The sequence below is a fragment of the Rhodococcus sp. 1163 genome (assembly GCF_002091985.1).
GTDB lineage: Bacteria > Actinomycetota > Actinomycetes > Mycobacteriales > Mycobacteriaceae > Rhodococcoides.
On the sequence record NZ_MKKX01000033.1, the window covers coordinates 125,798 to 146,903 of the forward strand.

The 21,106-nt window shown below is 63.3% G+C and carries 19 protein-coding genes and 1 tRNA gene; 12 read left to right on the plus strand and 8 right to left on the minus strand.

The window, feature by feature from the left end; translation table 11 throughout:
* The first annotated feature begins 19 nt into the window (after positions 1 to 19).
* From BJD99_RS14370 to BJD99_RS14410, 9 genes are all read left to right on the plus strand, one after another.
* Positions 20 to 874 (plus strand): LytTR family DNA-binding domain-containing protein, encoded by an 855-nt coding sequence (locus tag BJD99_RS14370; RefSeq protein ID WP_084347707.1) that lies wholly within the window; start codon positions 20 to 22, stop codon positions 872 to 874.
* Positions 871 to 1,236 (plus strand): hypothetical protein, encoded by a 366-nt coding sequence (locus BJD99_RS14375; protein WP_084347709.1) that lies wholly within the window; start codon positions 871 to 873, stop codon positions 1,234 to 1,236. Before BJD99_RS14370 ends, BJD99_RS14375 begins: the two co-directional genes overlap by 4 nt.
* Before the next feature lie 2 nt (positions 1,237 to 1,238).
* Complete coding sequence (locus BJD99_RS14380) at positions 1,239 to 2,972, plus strand: cation acetate symporter (protein WP_373270546.1); 1,734 nt, start codon at positions 1,239 to 1,241, stop codon at positions 2,970 to 2,972.
* 208 nt (positions 2,973 to 3,180) lie between these two features.
* Entirely contained in the window at positions 3,181 to 3,480 is a 300-nt protein-coding gene (locus tag BJD99_RS14385; protein ID WP_084347713.1) for a DUF485 domain-containing protein, read from the plus strand.
* Positions 3,477 to 5,108: a cation acetate symporter gene (locus tag BJD99_RS14390; RefSeq protein WP_084347715.1), complete on the plus strand. Its 1,632-nt coding sequence runs from the start codon at positions 3,477 to 3,479 to the stop codon at positions 5,106 to 5,108. The genes BJD99_RS14385 and BJD99_RS14390 overlap by 4 nt, the downstream gene beginning before the upstream one ends.
* Positions 5,109 to 5,188: 80 nt before the next feature.
* Positions 5,189 to 5,623 carry an SRPBCC family protein gene (locus tag BJD99_RS14395; protein ID WP_084347717.1) on the plus strand — a complete coding sequence of 145 codons (435 nt, stop codon included), beginning with the start codon at positions 5,189 to 5,191 and terminating at the stop codon, positions 5,621 to 5,623.
* 157 nt (positions 5,624 to 5,780) lie between these two features.
* Complete coding sequence (locus BJD99_RS14400) at positions 5,781 to 7,361, plus strand: VWA domain-containing protein (RefSeq protein WP_084347719.1); 1,581 nt, start codon at positions 5,781 to 5,783, stop codon at positions 7,359 to 7,361.
* Positions 7,362 to 7,459: 98 nt separating this feature from the next.
* Positions 7,460 to 9,109 (plus strand): VWA domain-containing protein, encoded by a 1,650-nt coding sequence (locus tag BJD99_RS14405; RefSeq protein WP_084347721.1) that lies wholly within the window; start codon positions 7,460 to 7,462, stop codon positions 9,107 to 9,109.
* A 98-nt stretch (positions 9,110 to 9,207) separates the two neighbouring features.
* Complete coding sequence (locus BJD99_RS14410) at positions 9,208 to 9,594, plus strand: HsmA family protein (RefSeq protein ID WP_084347723.1); 387 nt, start codon at positions 9,208 to 9,210, stop codon at positions 9,592 to 9,594.
* An 8-nt stretch (positions 9,595 to 9,602) separates the two neighbouring features.
* On the opposite strand, the gene BJD99_RS14415 is transcribed toward BJD99_RS14410, so the two are convergent.
* Both BJD99_RS14415 and BJD99_RS14420 read right to left on the minus strand, forming a co-directional pair.
* The gene (locus tag BJD99_RS14415; RefSeq protein ID WP_084347725.1) at positions 9,603 to 10,337 is read right to left on the minus strand and encodes an energy-coupling factor transporter transmembrane protein EcfT; all 735 of its coding nucleotides are present in this window, start codon (positions 10,335 to 10,337) and stop codon (positions 9,603 to 9,605) included.
* The gene (locus BJD99_RS14420; protein ID WP_256895752.1) at positions 10,334 to 12,361 is read right to left on the minus strand and encodes an ABC transporter ATP-binding protein; all 2,028 of its coding nucleotides are present in this window, start codon (positions 12,359 to 12,361) and stop codon (positions 10,334 to 10,336) included. Before BJD99_RS14420 ends, BJD99_RS14415 begins: the two co-directional genes overlap by 4 nt.
* 63 nt (positions 12,362 to 12,424) lie before the next feature.
* Between BJD99_RS14420 and BJD99_RS14425 the strand changes: the two genes are divergently transcribed.
* The gene (locus tag BJD99_RS14425) at positions 12,425 to 12,877 is read left to right on the plus strand and encodes a GNAT family N-acetyltransferase (RefSeq protein ID WP_084348059.1); all 453 of its coding nucleotides are present in this window, start codon (positions 12,425 to 12,427) and stop codon (positions 12,875 to 12,877) included.
* Between the two features lie 65 nt (positions 12,878 to 12,942).
* On the opposite strand, the gene BJD99_RS14430 is transcribed toward BJD99_RS14425, so the two are convergent.
* Positions 12,943 to 14,343 carry a DEAD/DEAH box helicase gene (locus tag BJD99_RS14430; protein ID WP_143542171.1) on the minus strand — a complete coding sequence of 467 codons (1,401 nt, stop codon included), beginning with the start codon at positions 14,341 to 14,343 and terminating at the stop codon, positions 12,943 to 12,945.
* A 256-nt stretch (positions 14,344 to 14,599) separates the two neighbouring features.
* A complete protein-coding gene (locus BJD99_RS14435) occupies positions 14,600 to 15,913 on the minus strand; it encodes an HNH endonuclease (RefSeq protein WP_084347729.1) in 1,314 nt (437 codons plus the stop codon).
* A 175-nt stretch (positions 15,914 to 16,088) separates the two neighbouring features.
* On the opposite strand from BJD99_RS14435, the gene BJD99_RS14440 reads away from it, so the two are divergent.
* Both BJD99_RS14440 and BJD99_RS14445 read left to right on the plus strand, forming a co-directional pair.
* Positions 16,089 to 16,697, plus strand: coding sequence for a ClpP family protease (locus BJD99_RS14440; protein ID WP_084348060.1), 609 nt, complete (start codon positions 16,089 to 16,091; stop codon positions 16,695 to 16,697).
* Positions 16,697 to 17,284, plus strand: coding sequence for a ClpP family protease (locus tag BJD99_RS14445; RefSeq protein WP_084347730.1), 588 nt, complete (start codon positions 16,697 to 16,699; stop codon positions 17,282 to 17,284). Before BJD99_RS14440 ends, BJD99_RS14445 begins: the two co-directional genes overlap by 1 nt.
* On the opposite strand, the gene BJD99_RS21440 is transcribed toward BJD99_RS14445, so the two are convergent.
* From BJD99_RS21440 to BJD99_RS14465, 4 genes are all read right to left on the minus strand, one after another.
* Complete coding sequence (locus tag BJD99_RS21440) at positions 17,281 to 17,619, minus strand: helix-turn-helix domain-containing protein (RefSeq protein WP_306294102.1); 339 nt, start codon at positions 17,617 to 17,619, stop codon at positions 17,281 to 17,283. The genes BJD99_RS14445 and BJD99_RS21440 overlap by 4 nt on opposite strands.
* Before the next feature lie 66 nt (positions 17,620 to 17,685).
* Positions 17,686 to 17,761 (minus strand) — tRNA-Arg (locus tag BJD99_RS14455).
* Positions 17,762 to 17,795: 34 nt separating this feature from the next.
* On the minus strand, positions 17,796 to 20,270 hold the full coding sequence (locus BJD99_RS14460; RefSeq protein WP_084347732.1) for an ABC transporter permease: 2,475 nt from the start codon (positions 20,268 to 20,270) through the stop codon (positions 17,796 to 17,798).
* Complete coding sequence (locus tag BJD99_RS14465) at positions 20,267 to 20,965, minus strand: ABC transporter ATP-binding protein (RefSeq protein ID WP_084348062.1); 699 nt, start codon at positions 20,963 to 20,965, stop codon at positions 20,267 to 20,269. Before BJD99_RS14465 ends, BJD99_RS14460 begins: the two co-directional genes overlap by 4 nt.
* Between the last annotated feature and the right edge of the window lie 141 nt (positions 20,966 to 21,106).

The following is a 21,106-nucleotide window of genomic DNA, read 5'->3' on the forward strand; positions in this document are numbered from 1 at the left end:
GGCAACATGAGCGGCGCCCATGACTCCAAGCTCCGACGCCCCGGCCCATCCTGGTCTGACCGTGCTCGCAGTCGACGATGAGAAACCTGCACTCGACGAGATTGCATATCTGTTGAGCAGGCAGGATGTCGTCGGCCAGGTCTACACGGCTTCGGACGCCACCACAGCACTTCGACGGCTACAGCAGCAACCGGGCCCGTCCTCACCCGTCGTCGATGCTGTGTTTCTCGATATCAACATGCCGGGTCTCGACGGCTTGGAGCTCGCTGGAATTCTCGCGAACTTCGCTCGGCCACCTGCCCTGGTGTTCGTGACGGCACACGAGAACCGTGCAGTTGCTGCGTTCGATCTCGGTGCCGTGGACTATCTGCTCAAACCTTTGCGCGAGGAGCGGCTCGCGGAGTCGTTGCGCAGGATCGTCGCTGCGGGCCGCAGTACCGGTGGTCAGGAGTCTGCGGGGAGTGACGAGATCATTCCCGTGGAGCTCGGCGGCACCACGACGCTGGTGCAACGCTCGTCCGTCGGGTGGGTCGAGGCGGAGGGCGACTATGCCAGGCTGCACACCACCCAGGGGTCACACCTCGTTCGGATTCCGATCTCGACGCTCGAAAGCCGCTGGGCCGACATCGGATTTCTGCGGGTGCACCGTTCCTACCTCGTGTCCTTGGCATTGGTGACGGGCATCAAAAGCGTCGGATCGGGGCTGGTGGTCTGTCTACGAGCGCAAGGCGAGCTTGCCGCCGTCGAGCTGCCGGTGAGCCGCAGACATGCCCGCGAGCTGAAGGACCGTCTCGTTCGCGGGCCGTTACAGGCATGGTCCAAACCGGCCGGGCCCAAACCGGCCGGGTCCAAACAGTCTTGGCCCAACCCATGACGGATGCGAAGCCCGCCCGGCAGCGTGTGATCCTCGCGCAACGGCGTGGGGCAAGAATCGTTCGTACCCGCGTCGAAGTGCAGGAACAGACCGAAGTGGGCGACGCGATGGTGAGAAGCCTCGTGCGCGCACAGTTGTGGTTGTCGATCCGATCGGCTGCACTGGCGTTGGGTGTACTGTTCGCGATTCCGCTTGTCGGACTGTTGGTTCCAGCATTCGCCGAAGCCGTCGTGTTCGGGATCCGACTGCCGTGGTTGGTGCTCGGTGTGCTGATCTACCCGTTGCTTCTCGGTGTGGGATGGGTCTATGTGCGCGAGGCCGAGCGCAACGAACACGAGTTCACCGATCTCGTGGACGACTAGCCGTGGCAGTGCCGTGGGTAACGGTGGCGGCGTTGTTGGCTGCCGCCGTCGCTACCGTCGCGATCGGAATCTACGGCGTCCGATTGGCCCGCACCACCTCCGATTTTCTTGTCGCCTCACGTACCGTCGGGCCGCGGTGGAACGCCGCGGCGATCTCGGGGGAGTACCTCTCCGCGGCCTCGTTCCTCGGAGTCGCCGGGCTCATCGCCAAATACGGCGCCGACGCACTGTGGTATCCGATCGGCTTCACCGCCGGCTACCTCGGCCTGCTGTTGTTCGTCGCTGCACCGCTACGGCGAAGCGGCGCGTACACCGTTCCCGATTTTGCCGAGTTCAGGTTGGGATCACTGTGGCTCCGCAAGCTCGCGATGGTGGTCGTCGTCGTCATCTGTGCGCTCTATCTGGTTCCACAGTTCCAAGGCGCGGGGTTGACGCTGAACATTCTCCTCGGCGTACCCGGATGGGTCGGCGCAGCGTTGGTCGGTGTCATCGTGATCGCGAACGTGGTGGGCGGCGGCATGCGCTCGATCACCTTCGTGCAGGCGTTCCAGTACTGGCTCAAGCTGACTGCTGTTGCCGTCCCCGCCGTCGTCCTGGCACTGCACTTCTACGGTGACGATCGCGTGTTGGGGAGTTCGGCCCCACCGACGGTCGACCGCGAGACCACCGTCGAAATCAGCACAGATGTTCTGGTGCAGGTGGATTCGCGCATCGAGGTGACCGTCCACGGCACCGTCGACGACGCACCGGTGGCCGGCAGGATCGCCCTCGACGGTGGCACACACGAACTGGGTGAGGGGACATCGCTGATTCTCGACGCGGATTCGCCGGTGCCGGTAGTCGCAGGTGCGCCTACGATCGATCGCGAATGGGCCTCGCCCGGTTGGGGTCTCGGCGGAACACATCCGATGTATCAGGTCTATTCGTTGATACTCGCGACGTTCCTCGGCACCCTGGGGCTGCCGCACGTGTTGGTGCGGTTCTACACCAACCCCGACGGGCGTGCAGCCCGGCTGACCTCGCTCACCGTGCTCGGTCTGCTCAGTGTCTTCTACCTGTTTCCCACGCTGCTCGGTGTGTTCGCGCGCTTGTATGTGCCACAGTTGCTGATCACCGGAGCGTCCGATGCGGCCGTGCTGTTGTTGCCGGGTTCGGTGCTGTCCGGGGTAGGTGGGCAACTGCTCGCTGCTCTCGTCGCGGCCGGTGCGATCGCTGCATTCCTGTCCACGTCCTCGGGCCTGTTGGTCAGCATCGCCGGGGTGCTGAGCACCGACGTTCTGCGGGGCAGAGTCCGAGACTTCCGCATCGCTGCGATTCTCGCGGGGGTGGTCCCGCTGGTTCTATCCCTCGGGCTGGTCTCGCTCGACTTGTCCAGGACGGTGGGTCTGGTCTTCGCCGTCGCCGCATCGACGCTGTGTCCGCTGCTCGTGCTCGGTATCTGGTGGCGCGGCCTGACCCCTGCCGGGGCGGCGTCAGGACTGATCGGCGGCGGCGTTCTATCGCTCGGCGCAGCGTCGTTGTCGGTGTTCGGCATTCCCGATCGACTGTGGGGTGGTTGGGCCACGGCGATTCTGGGCTACCCGGCCGCGGTCAGCGTGCCGATCGCGTTCGCTCTGATGATCGTGGTGAGCAAGGCGACGCCGTCGTCGATTCCGGCCGACGTCGGCCGAATCTTCACCAGGCTTCATGCCCCCGAACGTCTAGGCGTGGGACGCGATCGTGAGCAGGAGTTGTGAGTCCGTTCGCCGTTGCCACACGACCGTTCGGCGCACAACCCGACAGCTGAGCGTGCGATCGCCACCACTGCATCATTTTGTGAGCTGGCTCTCTTACTGTTTTCCCTCAGGTGTAAGTCACAGCCCGTGACGAGCTAGATGAGGAGCTGACAAGGTGACACGACCGGATACTTCACCGCCGCCACCGGATGCGCAGGCATTCATCGACATGCAGGCGAGCCCGGAGTTTCAGGAGTTACGACGTAGATTGCGCAGCTTCGTCTTTCCGATGACGGCGTTCTTCCTCCTCTGGTATCTCGTGTATGTCCTGCTCAGTACCTATGCGACGGACTTCATGTCCACTCTCGTATGGGGAAACATCAACATAGGGCTGTTGCTCGGTCTCGGACAGTTCGTCACCACCTTCGCGATCACCGGCATCTACGTGAGATTTGCGAACCGTGAACTCGACCCACGCGCGCTGGCCCTGCGTACCGAGATGGAAGCCTCCCAGGAGTTGAAGCGATGAATCTCGCGCAAGCAGCAGACACGACAGTCGGCGAGCCGATAGTCAACATCTCCATCTTCGTGGCCTTCGTGCTCATCACGATGGTCGTCGTCATCCGGGCCAGTAAGAAGAACGCCACCGCGTCGGAGTTCTTCACCGCGGGCGGTGGATTCTCCGGACCACAGAACGGCATCGCGATTGCCGGTGACTATCTTTCCGCTGCAAGCTTCCTCGGTATCGCAGGTGCGATCGCCGTCTACGGTTACGACGGCTTTCTGTATTCCATCGGCTTCCTCGTCGCGTGGCTCGTCGCGTTGCTGCTGGTCGCCGAATTGCTCAGGAACACCGGCAAATTCACGATGGCAGACGTCTTGAGCTTCCGGTTGCGGCAGGGGCCGGTGCGCACGGCCGCTGCGCTGTCGACGCTGACGGTCTCGCTGTTCTATCTGCTGGCGCAGATGGCAGGGGCGGGTGGCCTCGTTGCCCTCCTGCTCGACATCTCCGACCGCACCGGTCAGTCGATCGTCATCGCGATCGTCGGTGTACTGATGATCGCGTACGTCCTCATCGGCGGTATGAAAGGCACGACCTGGGTGCAGATCATCAAGGCGGTGCTCCTGATCGTCGGCGCCGCATTCATGACCGTTCTCGTGCTCGCCAAGTTCGGACTCAACTTCTCCGAACTCATCGGTAGCGCACAGACCATGGTGGCCGGATCGGCCGACAGCGCAGTCGCCGCACGCGACATCATCGAGCCAGGTGCGCAATACGGCGGCAGCGCGACGTCGAAGATCAACTTCCTCTCGCTCGGTATCGCACTGGTTCTCGGAACCGCAGGTCTACCGCACGTTCTCATGCGGTTCTACACGGTGCCTACTGCGAAAGAAGCTCGACGCAGCGTCGTGTGGGCGATCGCCCTCATCGGTGCGTTCTACCTCTTCACCCTCGTCCTCGGTTACGGCGCCGCCGCGATCGTGGGACCCGACCGGATCCTCGCGTCGGCAGGTGGCCAGAACTCCGCTGCACCACTGCTCGCCTTCGAGCTCGGTGGCGTCATCCTCCTCGGTGTCATCTCGGCAGTAGCATTCGCGACGATCCTTGCCGTCGTGGCAGGTCTGACGATCACCGCCTCGGCGTCGTTCGCCCACGACATCTATGCCAGCGTCATCAAGAAGGGCAACGTCGACGAGAAGAAGCAGGTCAAGGTTTCCCGCATCACGGCCGTCGTCATCGGTGTCATCGCTATCGGTCTCGGAATACTTGCCAACGGTCAGAACATCGCATTCCTTGTCGCACTGGCATTCGCCGTCGCTGCGGCAGCGAACCTTCCGACCATCCTGTACTCGTTGTTCTGGCGTCGGTTCAACACCACCGGCGCACTGTTCAGCATGTACGGCGGTTTGATCTCGACCATCGTCCTGATCATCTTCTCGCCTGCGGTGTCCGGCTCGAAGACCTCGATGATCCCCGGATCGGATTTCGCATGGTTCCCGCTGTCGAATCCTGGCATCGTGTCGATCCCACTCGCGTTCATCCTCGGCATCGTGGGCACGTTGATTTCGAAGGATTCGGAGAGTAAAGCGAAGCAGGCCGAGATGGAGGTCCGTTCGTTGACCGGCATCGGAGCAGAGAAGGCCTCAGCTCACTGACCTTGGGTTTTACCAATCGAGACGCCCGTGTATGTGCTCCTCACACGGGCGTCTCGACGTGTCCGGCTACCATCCGTGCTGTGGCCAAGCTCAAAGTGACCGCCGACGTCCCCCTCGACCCGGCACAAACGTGGACGCATGCGTCCGATCTCTCCGACTACGACAAGTGGCTTTCCATCCATGAGGCGTGGCGAGGTGAGCTACCCGCCGAGCTCGCCGTCGGCACCACTCTGGACTCGGTCGCCAGCGTCAAAGGCATGCGCAATCGGGTGCGCTGGACCATCGAAAGCTACGACCCGCCGAACAAGCTGAAGCTGAAGGGCAACGGCAAAGGCGGCGTCAAGATCGCTCTCGTGCTTTCGGTGAGCGCTGCCCGAAACGGCGGTTCGCAGTTGACTCTCGACATCGATCTCGGCGGCACACCCCTGTTCGGTCCCATCGGCTCTGTCGTCGCGAGAGCTCTGAAAGGTGACATCGAGAACTCGTTGAAGACCTTCGAGTCGCTCTACGCATAACGCGTGCAGGTCAAAGCCGCGATACGCTTCGGCGAGCCGCGCAGTGGGGGTCTGATCGGAGGCCCTCGCTCATACGGAGAGGTTCTTCACAATGCCTGGTAGACACAGTCCAGCGAAACATAGTGCCGCTAGTTCGGCCACCCACTCGACGGGATTGGTGAAGTACGGCGTTCTCGCTGTCGTACTCCTGGTGATCGTCGGTGTCGGCGTCTTCGCCGCGCAGAAAGCATTCGGGTCCGGGTGCAAGGATCCATCCACCTACACCCTTGCTGCCGACCCGGCGATCGCGAGCGTCGTGCAGGACGTGGTCGACGACACGTCGGCCGAGGATCTCGGTTGCGCAAACATCGAGGTGACGGCCACCGACTCGGGAGAGGCATCCGCTGCCGTGTCCAAGGGCGTGGATGTCCCCTCGCTGTGGATACCGGATTCGGCACTCTGGGTGGGTAAGACAGTTCGGGCCACCGGCTCGCTCGTCGATGTCGCCAGCCAGTCCGTCGCGAGCTCGCCTGCGGTGATAGCCGCTCGTCGAGACGAGGTGCCGTTCTTCGACACCTGGCTCACCGCGCTACAACTCAAAAGTCTCCGGATCGGAAATCCGTTGACCAACACCATTTCCGACGCTGCAATCCTCGGTGCCCTCGCCGAGGCCGGTGCAGACGCCGCCACAGTCGACTCCGTCTCTGCTGCCCTGGTCCCGATCGCGCAGGCGCAGGCGTCGACGAGAGGCGAGGCAGATCCGGTTGTTCGCCTCGACGACATGGCTACCGATGGTGGCGTTTCCGTCGTCTCCGAACAGACGCTGGTGGATTACGAGAAGTCGACCGGCACCGAGCTCGGCGCCACGGCACCGCCGACGGGTAGCTTCTTCCTGAATTACCCACTCGCCGTCACCGAACCCGCCGGTGCCTCTCACGAGAGCGCCAAGACCGTCGGACTCGCCGTCGCCGATGCACTTGGCTCCTCTTCCGGCCTGGCAGCGTTGTCCGACGCAGGCTTCCGTCCACCGGACAACACACCTCTCAGCGACGGCCGCGGCGTCGGAAAGATCCTGACGTTGACCATCGCCGACCAGCAGACCGCCGAGGCGACGTTGCGGCAGTATCAAGTACTGGCCCTGCCGTCGCGGACTCTGGTGATGGAGGACGTTTCCGGTTCGATGGCCTACGGTGCCGGCGCGGACACGCGCATCGGATTGACCGTTCAAGCCAGCGCAACGGGAAGCAAGCTGTTCCCCGACAATGCGGCGATGGGGCTGTGGGCATTCTCGATCGGCCTCGGCGGCGGCAGTCAGGACTACAAGGAATTGGTTCCGATTCGCCGTCTCGACGAAGACGTGAACGGGACCTCGCAACGCAACCTCGTCGTCCAGCAGATCGCCGCCCTCCCGGGTCTGGTCGGCGGGGGTACCGGCCTATACGACACGACTCTTGCCGCATTCCGCAAGGTCAAAGAGGGATACGACCCCGACTACATCAACAGCGTCATCATCTTGACCGACGGTTCCAACGAGGATCCAGGCAGCGTCGGGCTAGAGGAGTTGCTCTCCACGCTCCGCGCGGAGCAGGACCCGACGAAGCCGGTCATCATCGTCACCATCGGCATCACCGACGACGCCGACGCCGGAGTACTTCAACAGATCTCTTCGGCCACCGGTGGTACAAGCTTTTTGGCTCGAAATCCAGCAGAAATTCCCAATGTGTTCGTGAATGCTCTCAAAAGTCGATCAGGTCGCTGATTTTTGGGCTTTTTTGGGGTAAGCGTCTCCAGGGGTCGTATTTTGGTGCATGATGCAGGTCGCTGGTAAATAGCTGACCAATGGGGGAGTGCGCGGAAATGTCTGGGCGTCACGGAACAGGAACTCGGAGCACTCCGGCTGCAAAATGGGCTGCGGTTGTGGTGGTGGCGGTCGTGGTCGTCGTGGGCGGGTACTTCGGAGTCCAGGCCGTACGCGCGACGGTGGCAGGTTGCGATTCCACGGGCCAGGTATCCCTGGCCGTGGACCCGACCATCGAGCCGGTGGTGACCGAGGTGTTGAGCCGGTCCAGCGAGCTCGACCGCGGTTGTACCGATTTCGAGATTCGCGCCGAGGCGCCGACCGATACCGCAACGGAACTTGCCGGTGTCGATGGCAGCCGTCCCGACCTGTGGATTCCCGATTCGACGCTCTGGTTGCTCAAGACGCTTCGCTCGACTGGGGCGCTACCGGAAGTTGCGAAGTCCTCGGTCGCCAAAACGCTGCCGGTCTTGGTCACACGCCAAGGCGAAGCACCCACGGCACAGAATTGGCTGCAGGTTCTGCAGACCCCACAGCAGCGCATCGGAGATCCACTCAACAGCAGCGTTTCGATTGCTTCGATACTGGGTGCGTTGGCCGAATCAGAGGTCGCGATCTCCGATCCGAAGGCAGTCTCGGCAGCTCTGGTTCCCATCGCCCAGGATTACGGGCGGATCGCCGGTACCCCGCACGATACGAACGACCTGGTAACCCAGGTCGCTGCCGAAGGAGGCAGCAGTGTCGCCACCGAACAGAGCGTGGTGGCCTACAACAAGGCCAACCCGCAGTCACCTCTCCTCGCGTCGGTCCCGCCGACCGGCAGCTACTTTTTGGACTACCCGCTTGCCGTGACCGCAGCGATGGGACCGGATTACGACGCCGCGAAGAAGGCCGGGGCCGCCCTGGCCTCGCTGTTGGCAAACTCGACGACAGCCAACGCGCTGCTCGAATCAGGTTTTCGACAGGCCAGTGGAACTCCGTTGACTGATGGCACAGGCGTCGGATCGGTTGCCGCCCTCGAACTGAAGAATCCACTCTCCATCGAATCGACGCTCCGGGACTGGTCGGTTCTGGCCCTGCCACTGCGAACAGTCGTAGTGGAAGACGTATCCGGGTCGATGGCGGTCAAATCGGGTGACTCGACCCGCATCGCATTGACCGTCGAGGCGAGCCTCGGCGGTAACGCACTGTTCAACTCTCAAGCAGAGATGGGTTTGTGGGCGTTCTCGATCGGACTCGGCGGAGGCAGTCAGGACTACCGTGAACTGGTCCCCATCGGACCTGAAAGCAATGTCGTCAACGGACTTCCCCAGCGTGAAGCAATTCTCGCCGGCATTCGGTCGCTACCGTCACTGGTCGGTGGGGGTACTGGCCTGTACGACACCACGCTTGCTGCCTTCCGGAGAGTGAAGGAAGGCTACGACCCCAACTTCGTCAACAGTGTCATCCTGTTGACCGATGGTGCCAACGAAGATCCAGGTAGTCCGAGTCTCGACGACTTGATCGCCACGTTGCAGCGTGAGCAGGATCCGGTTCGGCCGGTGGTCATCGTGACGGTCGGCATCACGACGGACGCGGATCCTGTTGCCCTGCAGAAGATTTCCGCGGCCACAGGCGGTACGAGCTACATCGCCGAGGACCCGCGCGACATCCCCGATGTGTTCGTCCAAGCGCTCAACAGCCGAACCCAGCGTATCGGCGGGGAATAACCGCACCGTAAGTCGATCGGAATGGACAAGGCCGGCCACCCCCGATCGTACAAAGCGATATATCGATCAGCGGCACAGAGGCGAGGTAGTGTCGGTCGATGTTGGCAACCGCAATTATCGTCATCACCTTTGCTCTGGTTTTCTACTCGATCGGCGTCTGGTCGGAACGGATCCAGAAGACGCTGAAGTGGTGGCACGCCGGTGCTTTCACTCTCGGCCTCATATGCGATGCAACGGGCACCTTTTTGATGAGCCGAATTGCCGATCAGTCGACGGATACCGGCGTGTCCACTTTCAACCGCCTCATGGTCGTCACCGGAGCCTTGGCTATCGTGCTCATGGCAATTCACCTGGTGTGGGCTGTCATCGTCCTACTTCGAGATCGCCCCTCCGAGAAGGCGAAGTTTCACAAGTTCAGCCTGATCGTGTGGGCTATCTGGTTGGTGCCCTACTTCACGGGAGCCATCGGCGCGATGACGGGTTAGACCCGAAATCAGAACGCGAACGTGACTACCAGGGCTGCGGTGCAGCTGAGCACGACGACGGTGAAGGCAAGGACGTCGGGCAGGTGCGGTCGGCTGGGATAGGCGGTTATCTGGCCAGCGCCGCCGCGGGCGGTGATGGCTTCACCCATTTCCGTGGCCCGACGGATGGCAATGGACATCGTTGCGGTGATGAGGTCGACGATCGAATTGTCCGCGACGCTGTTGAGGACCGATTTGGGGCGCAGGCGTCGGGCAGCGATCATGACGCGCATTTCCTCGATCAACAACGGAAGCGAACGTAGGCACAATGCGACGGTCGCGGCCCATTCGTCGACCGGCAACCGCAGCTTCTTCAGCGGCGTTCCGAGAATGGAGACGGCGGGTGCGATATCGCTCATCGACGTCGTCCAGCCGATCATCAGCGACGCCCCGAGCAGCACGAATGCGAACACCATTGCCCGCAGAAAGAGCAGCACAGCCGAGAACCCCAACGGCGCGTTGATGAGTGCGCCGATCAGGAAGAGAACCCAGATCAACTTCGGCGGGCGGGGTATCGCGGTCGGCGGCACGCGCGCGATGATCGCGGTGACCACCAGCAGGCCGACGACGATCCCCAGTGCCGGCCACGACGGCGCGATCAGCAGCGTGAGGCTGATGAGCACCACAGACATCAGCTTCGTGCCGGCCCAGAGTCGGTGTATCGGCGAGTGCCGCGGAACTTGGCGCAGTACAACAGTTGTCACGACGCGACTCCGCGGGTTGTCGTTTCGGACGTGATGCGCCCGCCGGAAAGGGTGATCGTTCGGTCGCACACGCTGTCGATACCGTCGATATCGTGCGAAATGACTATTATCGCGATTCCCTGACGTCGTAGTTGACCGAGCACACCGATGATGTCGGTTCGTCCCGGCGGATCGAGTCCGGCGAGCGGTTCGTCGAGGACGAGCACCCGAGGCTTGTTCACCACGAGCCCGGCGATGACGACCCGACGCATCTGTCCGCCGCTGAGTGAATCGATCTCTCGACCTGCGAGCAGTCGATCCAAGCCGACCGCGTCCATTGCGCGAGAGACCTGCACGGAACCCACTTCCGGGCCCCCGGCAGCCGCGATATCCTCTGCGACCGTGCGGCGCTGAAGCTGTAACCGTGAGTGCTGAAACGCCAGACCTACGACACCGACGTTGTCCGACACCGGAGAACCGTCGAAATCCGCGGTCCCGGTCGACGGCTTGGTCAGTCCCGCGAGAATCCATGCGAGCGTGGACTTTCCGGATCCATTGCCGCCCAGGACAAGCAGCCCGTCACCAGCGTGCACTGTCAGGTCGATCCCGGTGAGCGCCAACTGCGACCACGGTGTGCGCCTGTTGTAGGTGTGCCCGACTCCGCGAAGAGTCATGATCGGTGGTCCGGCACGAAAGTGGGTGGTCGCCGGGTCGAGCAACGCCGTACGCATCCATTCGGCGCTGTGTTGCACCTGCGCCCCGCCCTGAAGATGAACGACGCGATCGGCCGCAACCGTTTCCAGCTCTTGGTGCGTCACGAGTACGACGGACATCCGGTGTCGAGTGGGGAGATCGGCCAGCAGCGCCACCAGACTCGCTCGGCCTGCGGCGTCGACCATCGTGGTTGCTTCGTCGGCGATCAGTAGTGCGGGGCGCCGCGCCAGTGCAGCCGCGACCGCCAACCGTTGCATTTCACCGCCCGACAGAGTCGAGGTGTCGCGTGCTCCCATTCCGCCCAGACCCACTTCGGTCAGCAACGCGTCGATATCTGTCTCGGCGTCTGCGGGCAGACCCCACACGACGTCGTCGCCGACGCGGCTGCCGAGGATCTGACTCTCCGGCCGCTGCAGAACCACTGCCGTTCCGCCTGCCAGCCCCAAACCGGCGACACCGGGACGGTCCACGGTCCCGGTGGTGGGTGTGCGGCCCGCGAGGATTCGAGTCAGCGTCGACTTTCCGGACCCGTTGTGCCCGACCACGGCGACGAACTCCCCGAAATCGATGGTGAGGTCGAGGCCCTGCAAGGCGGCGGTGCGGGAGCCGTCGTAACTGAACCCGACGTTGTTCAAGCGAACTGGTAGCGGTGCCACTACTCCGTCGATCGCGGCAGGTAGGTGATCAGCGACGGGGATTGTCGAGAGGCGGTCGAGAATTGCTCCGAGGATCAGCCACGTGAAGAACACACCGAGGACAATGCTGAATATCGCGGTGCCGAGTATCCACCACCACCAGTTGTCCAGCACGGCAACGACACCCGAACGCAACGTGTCCGCGGCAGGTATCAGGATTTCGGTCCGCGACATCAGTCGGGCGACGCCCTCGATGGTGTTCTCGATAGTTTTCAGAAACAGCTCACGCAGTGGCGCCAACAGGAACAACACGCCCACCGTCACCAAACCGATGGCGGGCCCGACGATCGCTGAGGTGACGAGCACTCGGAACAGCCCATGACCGAGACGTTTCGCCCGTCCGACCATCCCGCCGAGAAGAGCAGCCGTGGCCACGGTGACGGCCGTCGACCACCCGGCGGCAACGAACGCGACGAGGGTTCCGGCCACAGCTGCCGAGACGAGCACCCGAGTGCGATGGCGTTGCGCGACGACAGCCATCGGGACAGCAGCTACGATCTGTAACGCGGTGGCCAGCGGAACCACCATCGCAACCACCGAGAGAGCGACTGCAAAGCTGCTCATCACGGCGGCCGTCGCGAGTTCGACAGGCGTCAACGCAGTCGACGTGTGGTGTTCGGTGCGGCTTTCGGTCACCGGTCCAGTGTGCCAGCACCGTCCTTGCACTCACGCCAACAGAAACCAGAGAGGCGTACCCGAGTGATCACGGTGGAAGAAGAAGGCTGGGATACCCCGGCCGGGGCACAGTTGCGAGCCGCTCAGCGGGCGGAGTTGGATGCTCGCTACGGAAACAGCAGCCACGAACCAGGGATGCCACCGTCCGGGGAGGACATGCTGGTGTTCGTCGTCGCGCGCGACGATTCGTCGGTAGGCATCGGGTGCGGGGGACTTCGGTTGCTCGGGGGCGAGGAAGCGGAGATCAAGCGGATGTACGTCATTCCCGCTGAACGTGGACGCGGTGCATCGGTCGCAATTTTGCGCAAGCTCGAGGAAGCAGCGCGCGCCCACGGTATCCATACTCTCAAGTTGGAAACCGGATCGGGTCAACCGGACGCCGTCAGATTTTACGAACGGGAGGGCTACACCAGGATCGAGCCATTCGGCCCGTACGTCGACGCCCTGACCTCGATCTGCTACGCCCGCACGCTGTAGAACCAAGTCCGGAAACGACTGTGCGCGCGCAACCATCGGTCGCGCGCGCACAGTTTTCGTTGGATCTAGCGAGTACGGCTCGCGGCAGGACCTGCGGGACGGCGACTACGGCCACCGCCGCCGCCGGCTGCGTGCTGGCGTGCTGCGCCGCCTTGGCTGCCTTGGCCCTGACCGCCACCGCCGCTGCGACGCGGAGCGCCGCCGCTGCGAGGGTTGCTGCTGCTGCGTGAGCTGCCGTTGCCGCGTGGGCTGCCCTGGCGCGGCTGCTGAACAGCCTTGACCGGTACGGGCTCGACGTACCGAGCCTGCTCGCCGACGAGTTCGGACACCTGGGGCGAGTCCGCCGTGACGCGGACCGGGGTCACCTTGATGTTGGCCTTGCGCAGGAGGATTGCTGTGTCCTTGCGCTGCTCTGGGAGAACGACCGTCACGACATCTCCGGCGCTTCCCGCGCGAGCGGTGCGGCCCGAACGGTGCAGGTATGCCTTGTGCTCGGCAGGTGGATCCACGTGCACGACGAGCTGGACGTCATCGACGTGCACACCGCGAGCGGCAACGTCGGTGGCGACGAGTACGCGCGCCGAGCCCGACGAGAACGCGAGTAGGTTTCGGTCACGTGCACCCTGAGACAGGTTGCCGTGCAAGTCGACCGACGGGATTCCAGCTTCGGTGAGCTGCTTGGCGAGCTTGCGGGCCTGATGCTTGGTCCGCATGAACAGGATGCGACGTCCGGTGCCCGAGGCCAATTGCTGAACGAGCTTCTTCTTGGCTTCGACGCCGTCGACCTCGAAGACGCTGTGCGTCATGGCTTCTACGTGCGAGGTGACCTCGTCGACGGAGTGCGTCACCTGGTCGGTGAGGAACCGCTTGACGAGCTTGTCGACGCCGTTGTCGAGCGTTGCCGAGAACAGGAGACGCTGACCCTTCGGCGGGGTAGCTGCGAGAAGTCGAGTGACGACCGGAAGGAACCCGAGGTCTGCCATGTGGTCGGCTTCGTCGAGAACGGTGATCTGCACGGAGTCGAGTGAGACGTGGCGCTGCTTCATCAGGTCTTCGAGCCGACCCGGGCAGGCGACGACGATATCGACGCCACCCTTGAGGGCGGATACCTGACGGTTCTGCGAGACGCCACCGAAGATGGTCGTGACGCTGAGCTTGTACGCCGCGGCCAACGGTTCGATTGCGGCGGCGATCTGGGTTGCCAGCTCGCGAGTGGGGGCAAGGATCAGCCCGCGTGGGCGGCCGGGCTTGCGGTTACCTGGGAGCTGTCCGGCGAGGCGCGCGACCATGGGGATGGCGAAAGCGAGTGTCTTGCCACTGCCCGTCTTTCCGCGGCCGAGAACGTCGCGTCCTACGAGAGTGTCGGGGAGTGTGTCCGCCTGGATAGGGAAGGCGTCGACCTTGCCCTGGCTGGAGAGAACTTCGGCGAGCGCGTTCGGAACGCCGAGTGAAGCAAAGGTAGTCATAACGATGTGATGCGCCTTTCGGGCAAGGTGTTGCACCACGGGCTGTACGCCCGACAAGTGCAAAGGGGTGGCGAGACTGCCGGTGGGCAGTTTCGATCGCCGTAAGAAAAGCCTGTGCGCGGTGCACATGGACTACGCGGCCGGGGCCGGGCGGAAGTAGAAGCATTCCACGACGTCTGACGTGCAGCTACGCGCGTCGATGACCAGTGTAACCGGTGGGGCTGTCGTTTCCTTCCCGGAGTGACCCATCAGGCATCTATGCCGCGGAGAGGCCGATGGCCATCTCCTGCTCGACGAACGAGGTGTAGCTGACGACCACGGGCAGCGGCGGCGCTGTCGAGCTGTACTCGTGCCCGGTCGGTGTGGTGATGTCGTAGATGTGGATGACGCCGGGTTTCCATGCTTTTCGAGGTTCGGCACTCCACCCGTCTGCTTCCTTGGCGTGATTGCATGCGGCGCACAAGCCTGCGCCGTTGCTCGCACTGGTCTCGCCTCCTCGTGCGTAGGACCGAATGTGGTCGTGGTGACGAATCGGTGCGTCGCACCACGGTGTTCGGCACGTTCGATCACGCAGGTCGATCAATCGGGCCAGCGCTGCCGGGAAGATTCGAGCTTTCGATTCCATCGCGGTGAGCGCGCCGGTCGAGGGGGTGGCATACACCCTGCGGAGCTCGACCCGTGTGGTGTCTGCACACGCAGTGCCTACCAACTTGCGGGCGATGACCGCGGGGATCTCTCCGTATCCCTGCAGGTGGGCGGGGGCGGTGCTGTCGGCGAGGAGAGTCGTGTCGGCGATCACGAGGTTGACCGATACCGGTGCACCCGCGCCCGCTGATGCCGTTCCGGTGATGCGCTCGTATGCCAGATCCGCCATGATCTGGTCTCGGGTTCGTATCTCTCCGCCGGCGTTGACGATCGAGTCGGCGTCACGTCGGAGGGTCGCCCACATGCAGACGGCACGATCCATCGATGTCACTGTGGTGAATTGGCACATGAAATCCGGTTGTGGCCGAGTGCTGGTGCGGCGCGCCGAGAACGCCTTTTCGAAGCGTTTCACCACCGACGCAGGATCGAGTTCAGCGGCCATCGCGCGGGCCTTCGCGGCGATGGCGTCGTCACCGAGTCCATTCAGGGCGCGCCCGTCCGCACACAGCCGTCTATCGATGACCTGCCGGTCCTCGACCGTCAAACATGCTGTCTCTCTGGCGATCAGAATGGCGCGATACTCGTTGAGCTCACCGCCGCGTAGGCGGTCGAGGGTATGCGGCATCTCGTGCACGAGTGATCGCGCCAATCCGAGGAAGGTGGCACCTTTACTCGGGGATACTCGCCGCGCGAGCCCGATCTGCGAGGCGAGGCCTGCCCGCCACTGCGCCTTGGGTTTTCCGAGCGCCTTCCGTTGCTCGCTGATCGAAACGGCGACGGCATCGGTGGCCACTGCCTGGGCGGCAGCGCACGCGCAGGTTGCGGTCTCCAGTGCGGTGATCAGATCGATTCCGATAGCCGCGTCCGCTACGGATTTCAGCTCGTTCAGTCGCGCCACGAACTCCAGTACCTCTGATACCTGCATGAGATCCCCCAATCTCGAACGTATGTTCGACGATATCGAACATCAGCCAGATCCACAAGCCCCCGCTGAAGTCGACGACATACCCTTTCGCTGCTGTGAGCAGATAGGCGTCGAATATCTCTGCTCTCGGCAGAGATGCTGGTGCGCAACGGTTCTCGTGGGCAATAGTGGAGCCATGACCGACTCGACACCGCGAATGTTCTCCTCCGACCTCCGCCGACAGCTGTTGCGTCATCGAGTGCTCGTCCTCGACGGTGCCCTCGACGACGACAACGGGACCGTCCTGACGACCCATCTGCTGACCCTCGCCGCCGAGAACGCCTCGGCCGACATTGCTTTGTGGATCCACTCGCCGGGCGGATCGGTTCCGGCGATGCTGGCCATTCGTGATGTGATGCGCCTCGTTCCGTGCGAAGTATCGACGCTTGCCCTCGGATTGGCCTGCAGCGCCGGACAATTCCTTTTGTCCTCAGGTACCCATGGAAAGCGTTACGCCTTACCACACGCCCGGATTCTGATGCACCAAGGCTCTGCAGGCATCGGCGGTTCGGCAGTCGAAGTGGAGGTGCAGGCAAACGACCTACGGCACACCCGTGACACGGTGCTCGGTCTGATCGCCGAGGACACCGGACAGTCGCGCGAACAGATTTTCGACGACTCGCTGCACGATCGCTGGTTCACCGCCGAAGCTGCACGTGAGTACGGCTTCGTCGACGCCATCGTCGACTCGTTCGATCAGGTGATGCCGGCTCGTCGTATGCCGGTCGGGATGGGGGTGCAGTGATGAGCTCCTACACCATTCCCAATGTCATAACACGAGATTCACGCGGCGAACGCGTCGTCGATGTCTATTCGCACCTACTCAGCGAACGGATCGTGTACCTCGGAACCGGCATCGATGCCGGTGTTGCGAATGCACTGATTGCGCAGTTGTTGCATCTCGAAGCGGACTCGCCCGACCGGGAGATATCGATGTACATCAACTGCGAGGGAGGTGATACCGCAGCCATGCTCGCGGTGTACGACACCATGCAGTTCATCGGATCTGCCGTTGCAACTACATGTGTCGGTCAGGCGGTGGCGGCGGGGGCAGTCCTGCTTGCAGCAGGTGCACCGGGACGTCGATCTGCATTGACCCACAGTCGGGTGGTCTTGCATCAACCGGCAGCGCAAGGTCGCGGCACCATCCCGGACCTCATTTTGGCAGCCGACGAGGTGGTGCGTGTGCGCTCGGAGATGGAAGCGATACTTGCCGAGCACACCGGCCGAGACGTTGCGACGCTCCGGCACGACACCGACCGAGACTTGGTGCTGACCGCGTCGGCAGCTCTCGACTACGGAATCGTCGACCAGGTTCTGAAGAACCGCTAAGCGGCGAGCATGCTGACCCCACCCCGGATGAGGTCATGGTGCGCGAGCCCGGCGATCTCGGCGATGGACGTCCCCAGCGCACCGACGACGGCCGCGAGGATCTCGCTCGACGGATCCTTGCAGCCACGTTCGACTTCGGAAAGGTACTGCGGTGAAATTCCGGCGCGCGTCGCGGTGTCGGACAATGTGTCGCCTCGGGACTGTCGGCGTTCGCGTAGTCGACGGCCCACCACCTCGCGCCACAGCGGTTCCATGGCAGTCGCCCGGCCGAGTGGCTTCGCTGTGTCAGGAGTGCGCGGCGGCCGGCGCGATTCGATGCTGATGACCTCACCCATGGGCCGAACCCTAGCGCTGGTCCGGAACGGGTGTGCGCAATTCTGCTCAGAGCAGAGGGAGCGATCTGGTGCCCTCGGCAGGATTCGAACCTGCGACCTACCCTTTAGGAGAGGGTTGCTCTATCCCCTGAGCTACGAAGGCGAGTTGTGCACGTGCGAGTGTACAACTCGCCTTGTCAGTCGGCGGCAATCGCGTCGACGATTGTCGAACGTGCAGCGTGGAGGGCTGGGGGAGCCGATCCGATGAGTGAGAGGGCGAGTGCGACGAATCCGTAGACGACCACGGTCGGCCCGATGGAGTAGGGGATGAAGATTCCTGTGCTGGCGCCGAGGATGAGGGTGCTGAGGTATTGCAGTGCGGCGCCGATTCCGATGCCGAGGATGCCGCCGACGATCCCGACGGCGACTGCCTCCGCTACGACCATCCGAGCGAGTGTGCCGCGGCGCCCGCCCATGGCGCGCAGGACGCCGAGTTCGCGGCGGCGTTCGAGGACGGACAGGGTCAGTGTGTTCAGCAGTGCGACGGCGGCGACGAGTGCCACGATCCATTGGAGCGCGACGGCCAGTGCCCCCGCCTGTGCGATGGACCCGCTGGCCCCTGCCAGCGCTTCCTCGCCCGAGTACGCGTACACCTCCGGCGGCAGGGTGGCGTCGAGTTCGTCGAGCACGGTGGCGGCGTCGCCGTCGACGGCTATCTCGAGGTAGGTCGCGCCGGGGCGGTCGAACCATTGCTGCATCGATTGCAGCGAGATGGCCATTGTTCCCCCTGCGGCGTTGAGGTAGTCGACGAGTGCGAGGACTTCGACTTCTCGGGTGCCTGTCGGGGTGGGGAGTTCGATGATGCTTCCCACCGAAATGCCCTGTGCTTCACCGAGTGTGCGGGAGATCGCGACGCCGTCGCCGCGTAACACTGCAGCGCGAACGTCCTGGTCGAGGACGGACAGGGTGACCGCATTGCTGCCCTCGCCGACGGCTTGGATGGAGACGAACTCGTCGTCGAGTGTGGCGTAAGCCCATTGTCCTTCGACCACGTTCTGTACTCCTGGGGTGTCGCGGACACGTTGCACCACTGCAGGATCCAAGGTGGAGCCCGCGGGGACCACCGAGCTGGGGGTGAGCGAAACGTAGATATCGGTGCGGCCGAGGGAGGACAGTGAATCCGTTGCTGCTGAGGTCAAGTTGTCCAGGGCTCCCGACACTCCGACGCTGACTCCGACGGCGACGACGATGGTCATCACCGTCGCCCAGATTCGTCGCGGTGCTCGTTCGACGGTGGCCGTCGCGAGTCTTCCCGCGCCACCCCAGCGGCGGGGGAGTCCGGCAACGGCGTCGACGATGAGATCGGTTCCGCTGACGCAGAGTGCGACGACGCCGACCAGGAACAGTGCACCGGCGGCGAGGGTGAGTTGGCCTTCGACCGTGGACGCGAGCACGACGGCTCCGACGACGCCGAGCACTCCGAGTGCTGCAGCGCCGACCGTGACGGACCTTTTTCTGCCGGCGTCCGTCTCCGAGCCCCCGACGGCGAGTGCTTCCACCGGCGAGATTCGGTACACCTGAACTGCGGCGAGCGCGGAGGCGCCGACGCAGGCCAGGATGCAGGCGATGATCGCTACGGGGATGGCGTAGCCCGGCATCACGTATTCGATGCGAGTGTCGATTTCTTGCACCAGAAATGGCGGAAGACTGCTGATGGCGATGCGGCCCATGATAATTCCGAGTGGAGTGCCGATTGCCCCGCCGATCAGTCCGACGAGGGCTGCTTCACCGAGGAGATCGCGGACGATGGTCGATCGTCTGCCTCCGAGTGAGCGCAATACCGAGATGGTGGGTCGGCGTTTGGCTATTGCCATGTTCATGACGTTGAACACGAGGAATCCTGCGACGACGAAGGCGATCAGCGAGACCATCAACGTTGCGTTGCGTGTCAGGCTGATCGCGGCGTCCGCTCGATCGGCTCGGAAGTCGGGGTCCATCACCGCGACGCGGCCTGCTACGGCGTCGGTCAGTGCTTCTTTGACACCGTGATCCGAACCATCGATCACGAAGATGGAATCGATTTCTCCCGAGCGATCGGTGAGGGTCTGCGCCAAGTTCAGTGGTGCGAGAACGAACTTTCCGCCACCGATGCGCTGTGATCCTGCGCCGGAGACCACACCGGCGACGGTCAACGGTGTCCCGCCGACCTCGAAACTCTCGCCTTCCTGCAATCCCGTAGAGGGTCCGACGAGCACGGCTCCAGGTTTGGCGAATTGGGTGACCGACCCGGAGACGGCGGATTGCAGATCGGAGTCCAGTGCCGTGATCGAGGAGTCGACGCCGATGACGGTGACCTTTCCGATCCCGGTCACGAGGTCGCTGCGGAGCATGGGAACGGCCGCGTCGACACCCGGTACTGCGCGAACCACATCGAGTTCGGACTGGGAGAACCCGCTGTCGGTGACGCCGATGACTTCGAGGTCCGCGTTGCCGGCAATGGACGCGGTGAGCCGTTCGACCGAGCCGGTGAGCGAACCGTATGTTCCGAGCACTGCGATGAGCAAGCCTGCAGCGACGGCGACGACGGCCGCAGAGACGAGCGATCGAACCCAGTGCGTGCGCAGATCTCGAAGCCCGAAAACTCGGAATCGGCTGAGAGCGGTTTCGATCACAGTCGGGAACCCGAGAGGACGTCGGTGTCGATCCGGCCGTCGAGCATGCTGATGACCCGGTCGGTGTTGCGCGCGGCCTCGAGGTCATGTGTAGCCATCACGACGGCTCGGGAGCTGTCGCTGTCGTGGGCTATGTCGGCGAGGATGTTCAGAACGGTCTGCGAGGTTTTGGAATCGAGGTTGCCGGTCGGTTCGTCGGCGATCAGCAGCGCCGGATTCATGACCAGAGCTCGGGCTATGGCGACACGTTGAATCTGTCCCCCGGACAGTTGCGCGGGCCGGTGCTCGGCTCGATCGGCCATGCCGACCATGTCGAGCAAGCGGAGGGCATCGGCTTTTGCCTTACGTATGGGCATTCCGTCGAGAAGTTTGGGGACGGCGACGTTTTCCCACGCCGACATCGTCGGGAGCAGATTGAAGAACTGGAACACGAAGCCGACTTCGTGACGTCGAAAGTCCGATTGCTCGTTGTCGCTCAACCGGGTGATGTCGACGCCGTCGAAGATGACCGATCCCGAGTCGGGTACGTCGAGGGCGCCGAGCATGTGTAACAAGGTGCTTTTCCCCGCGCCGGAGGGAGCGACGAGGGAGACGAACTGCCCACCCTCGATCGTGAGATCTACGCCGTCGAGGGCTCGTACCGGTTGATCTCCGGCCGAGTACTGCTTGACGACGCGGTCGAGGCGAAGCGACAGTGCTGCCATGTTGATGGCTCCCGTTCCAAAAAGGAGAACCGCCCACACATGTGCGGGCGGTTCTCTGTAGTGACAGCGTCCGCCAGTGCGCCTCTCGGCAAGAGGCCGCTCGAAGCGGCAATGTTGTTGGTACCCGGGGCA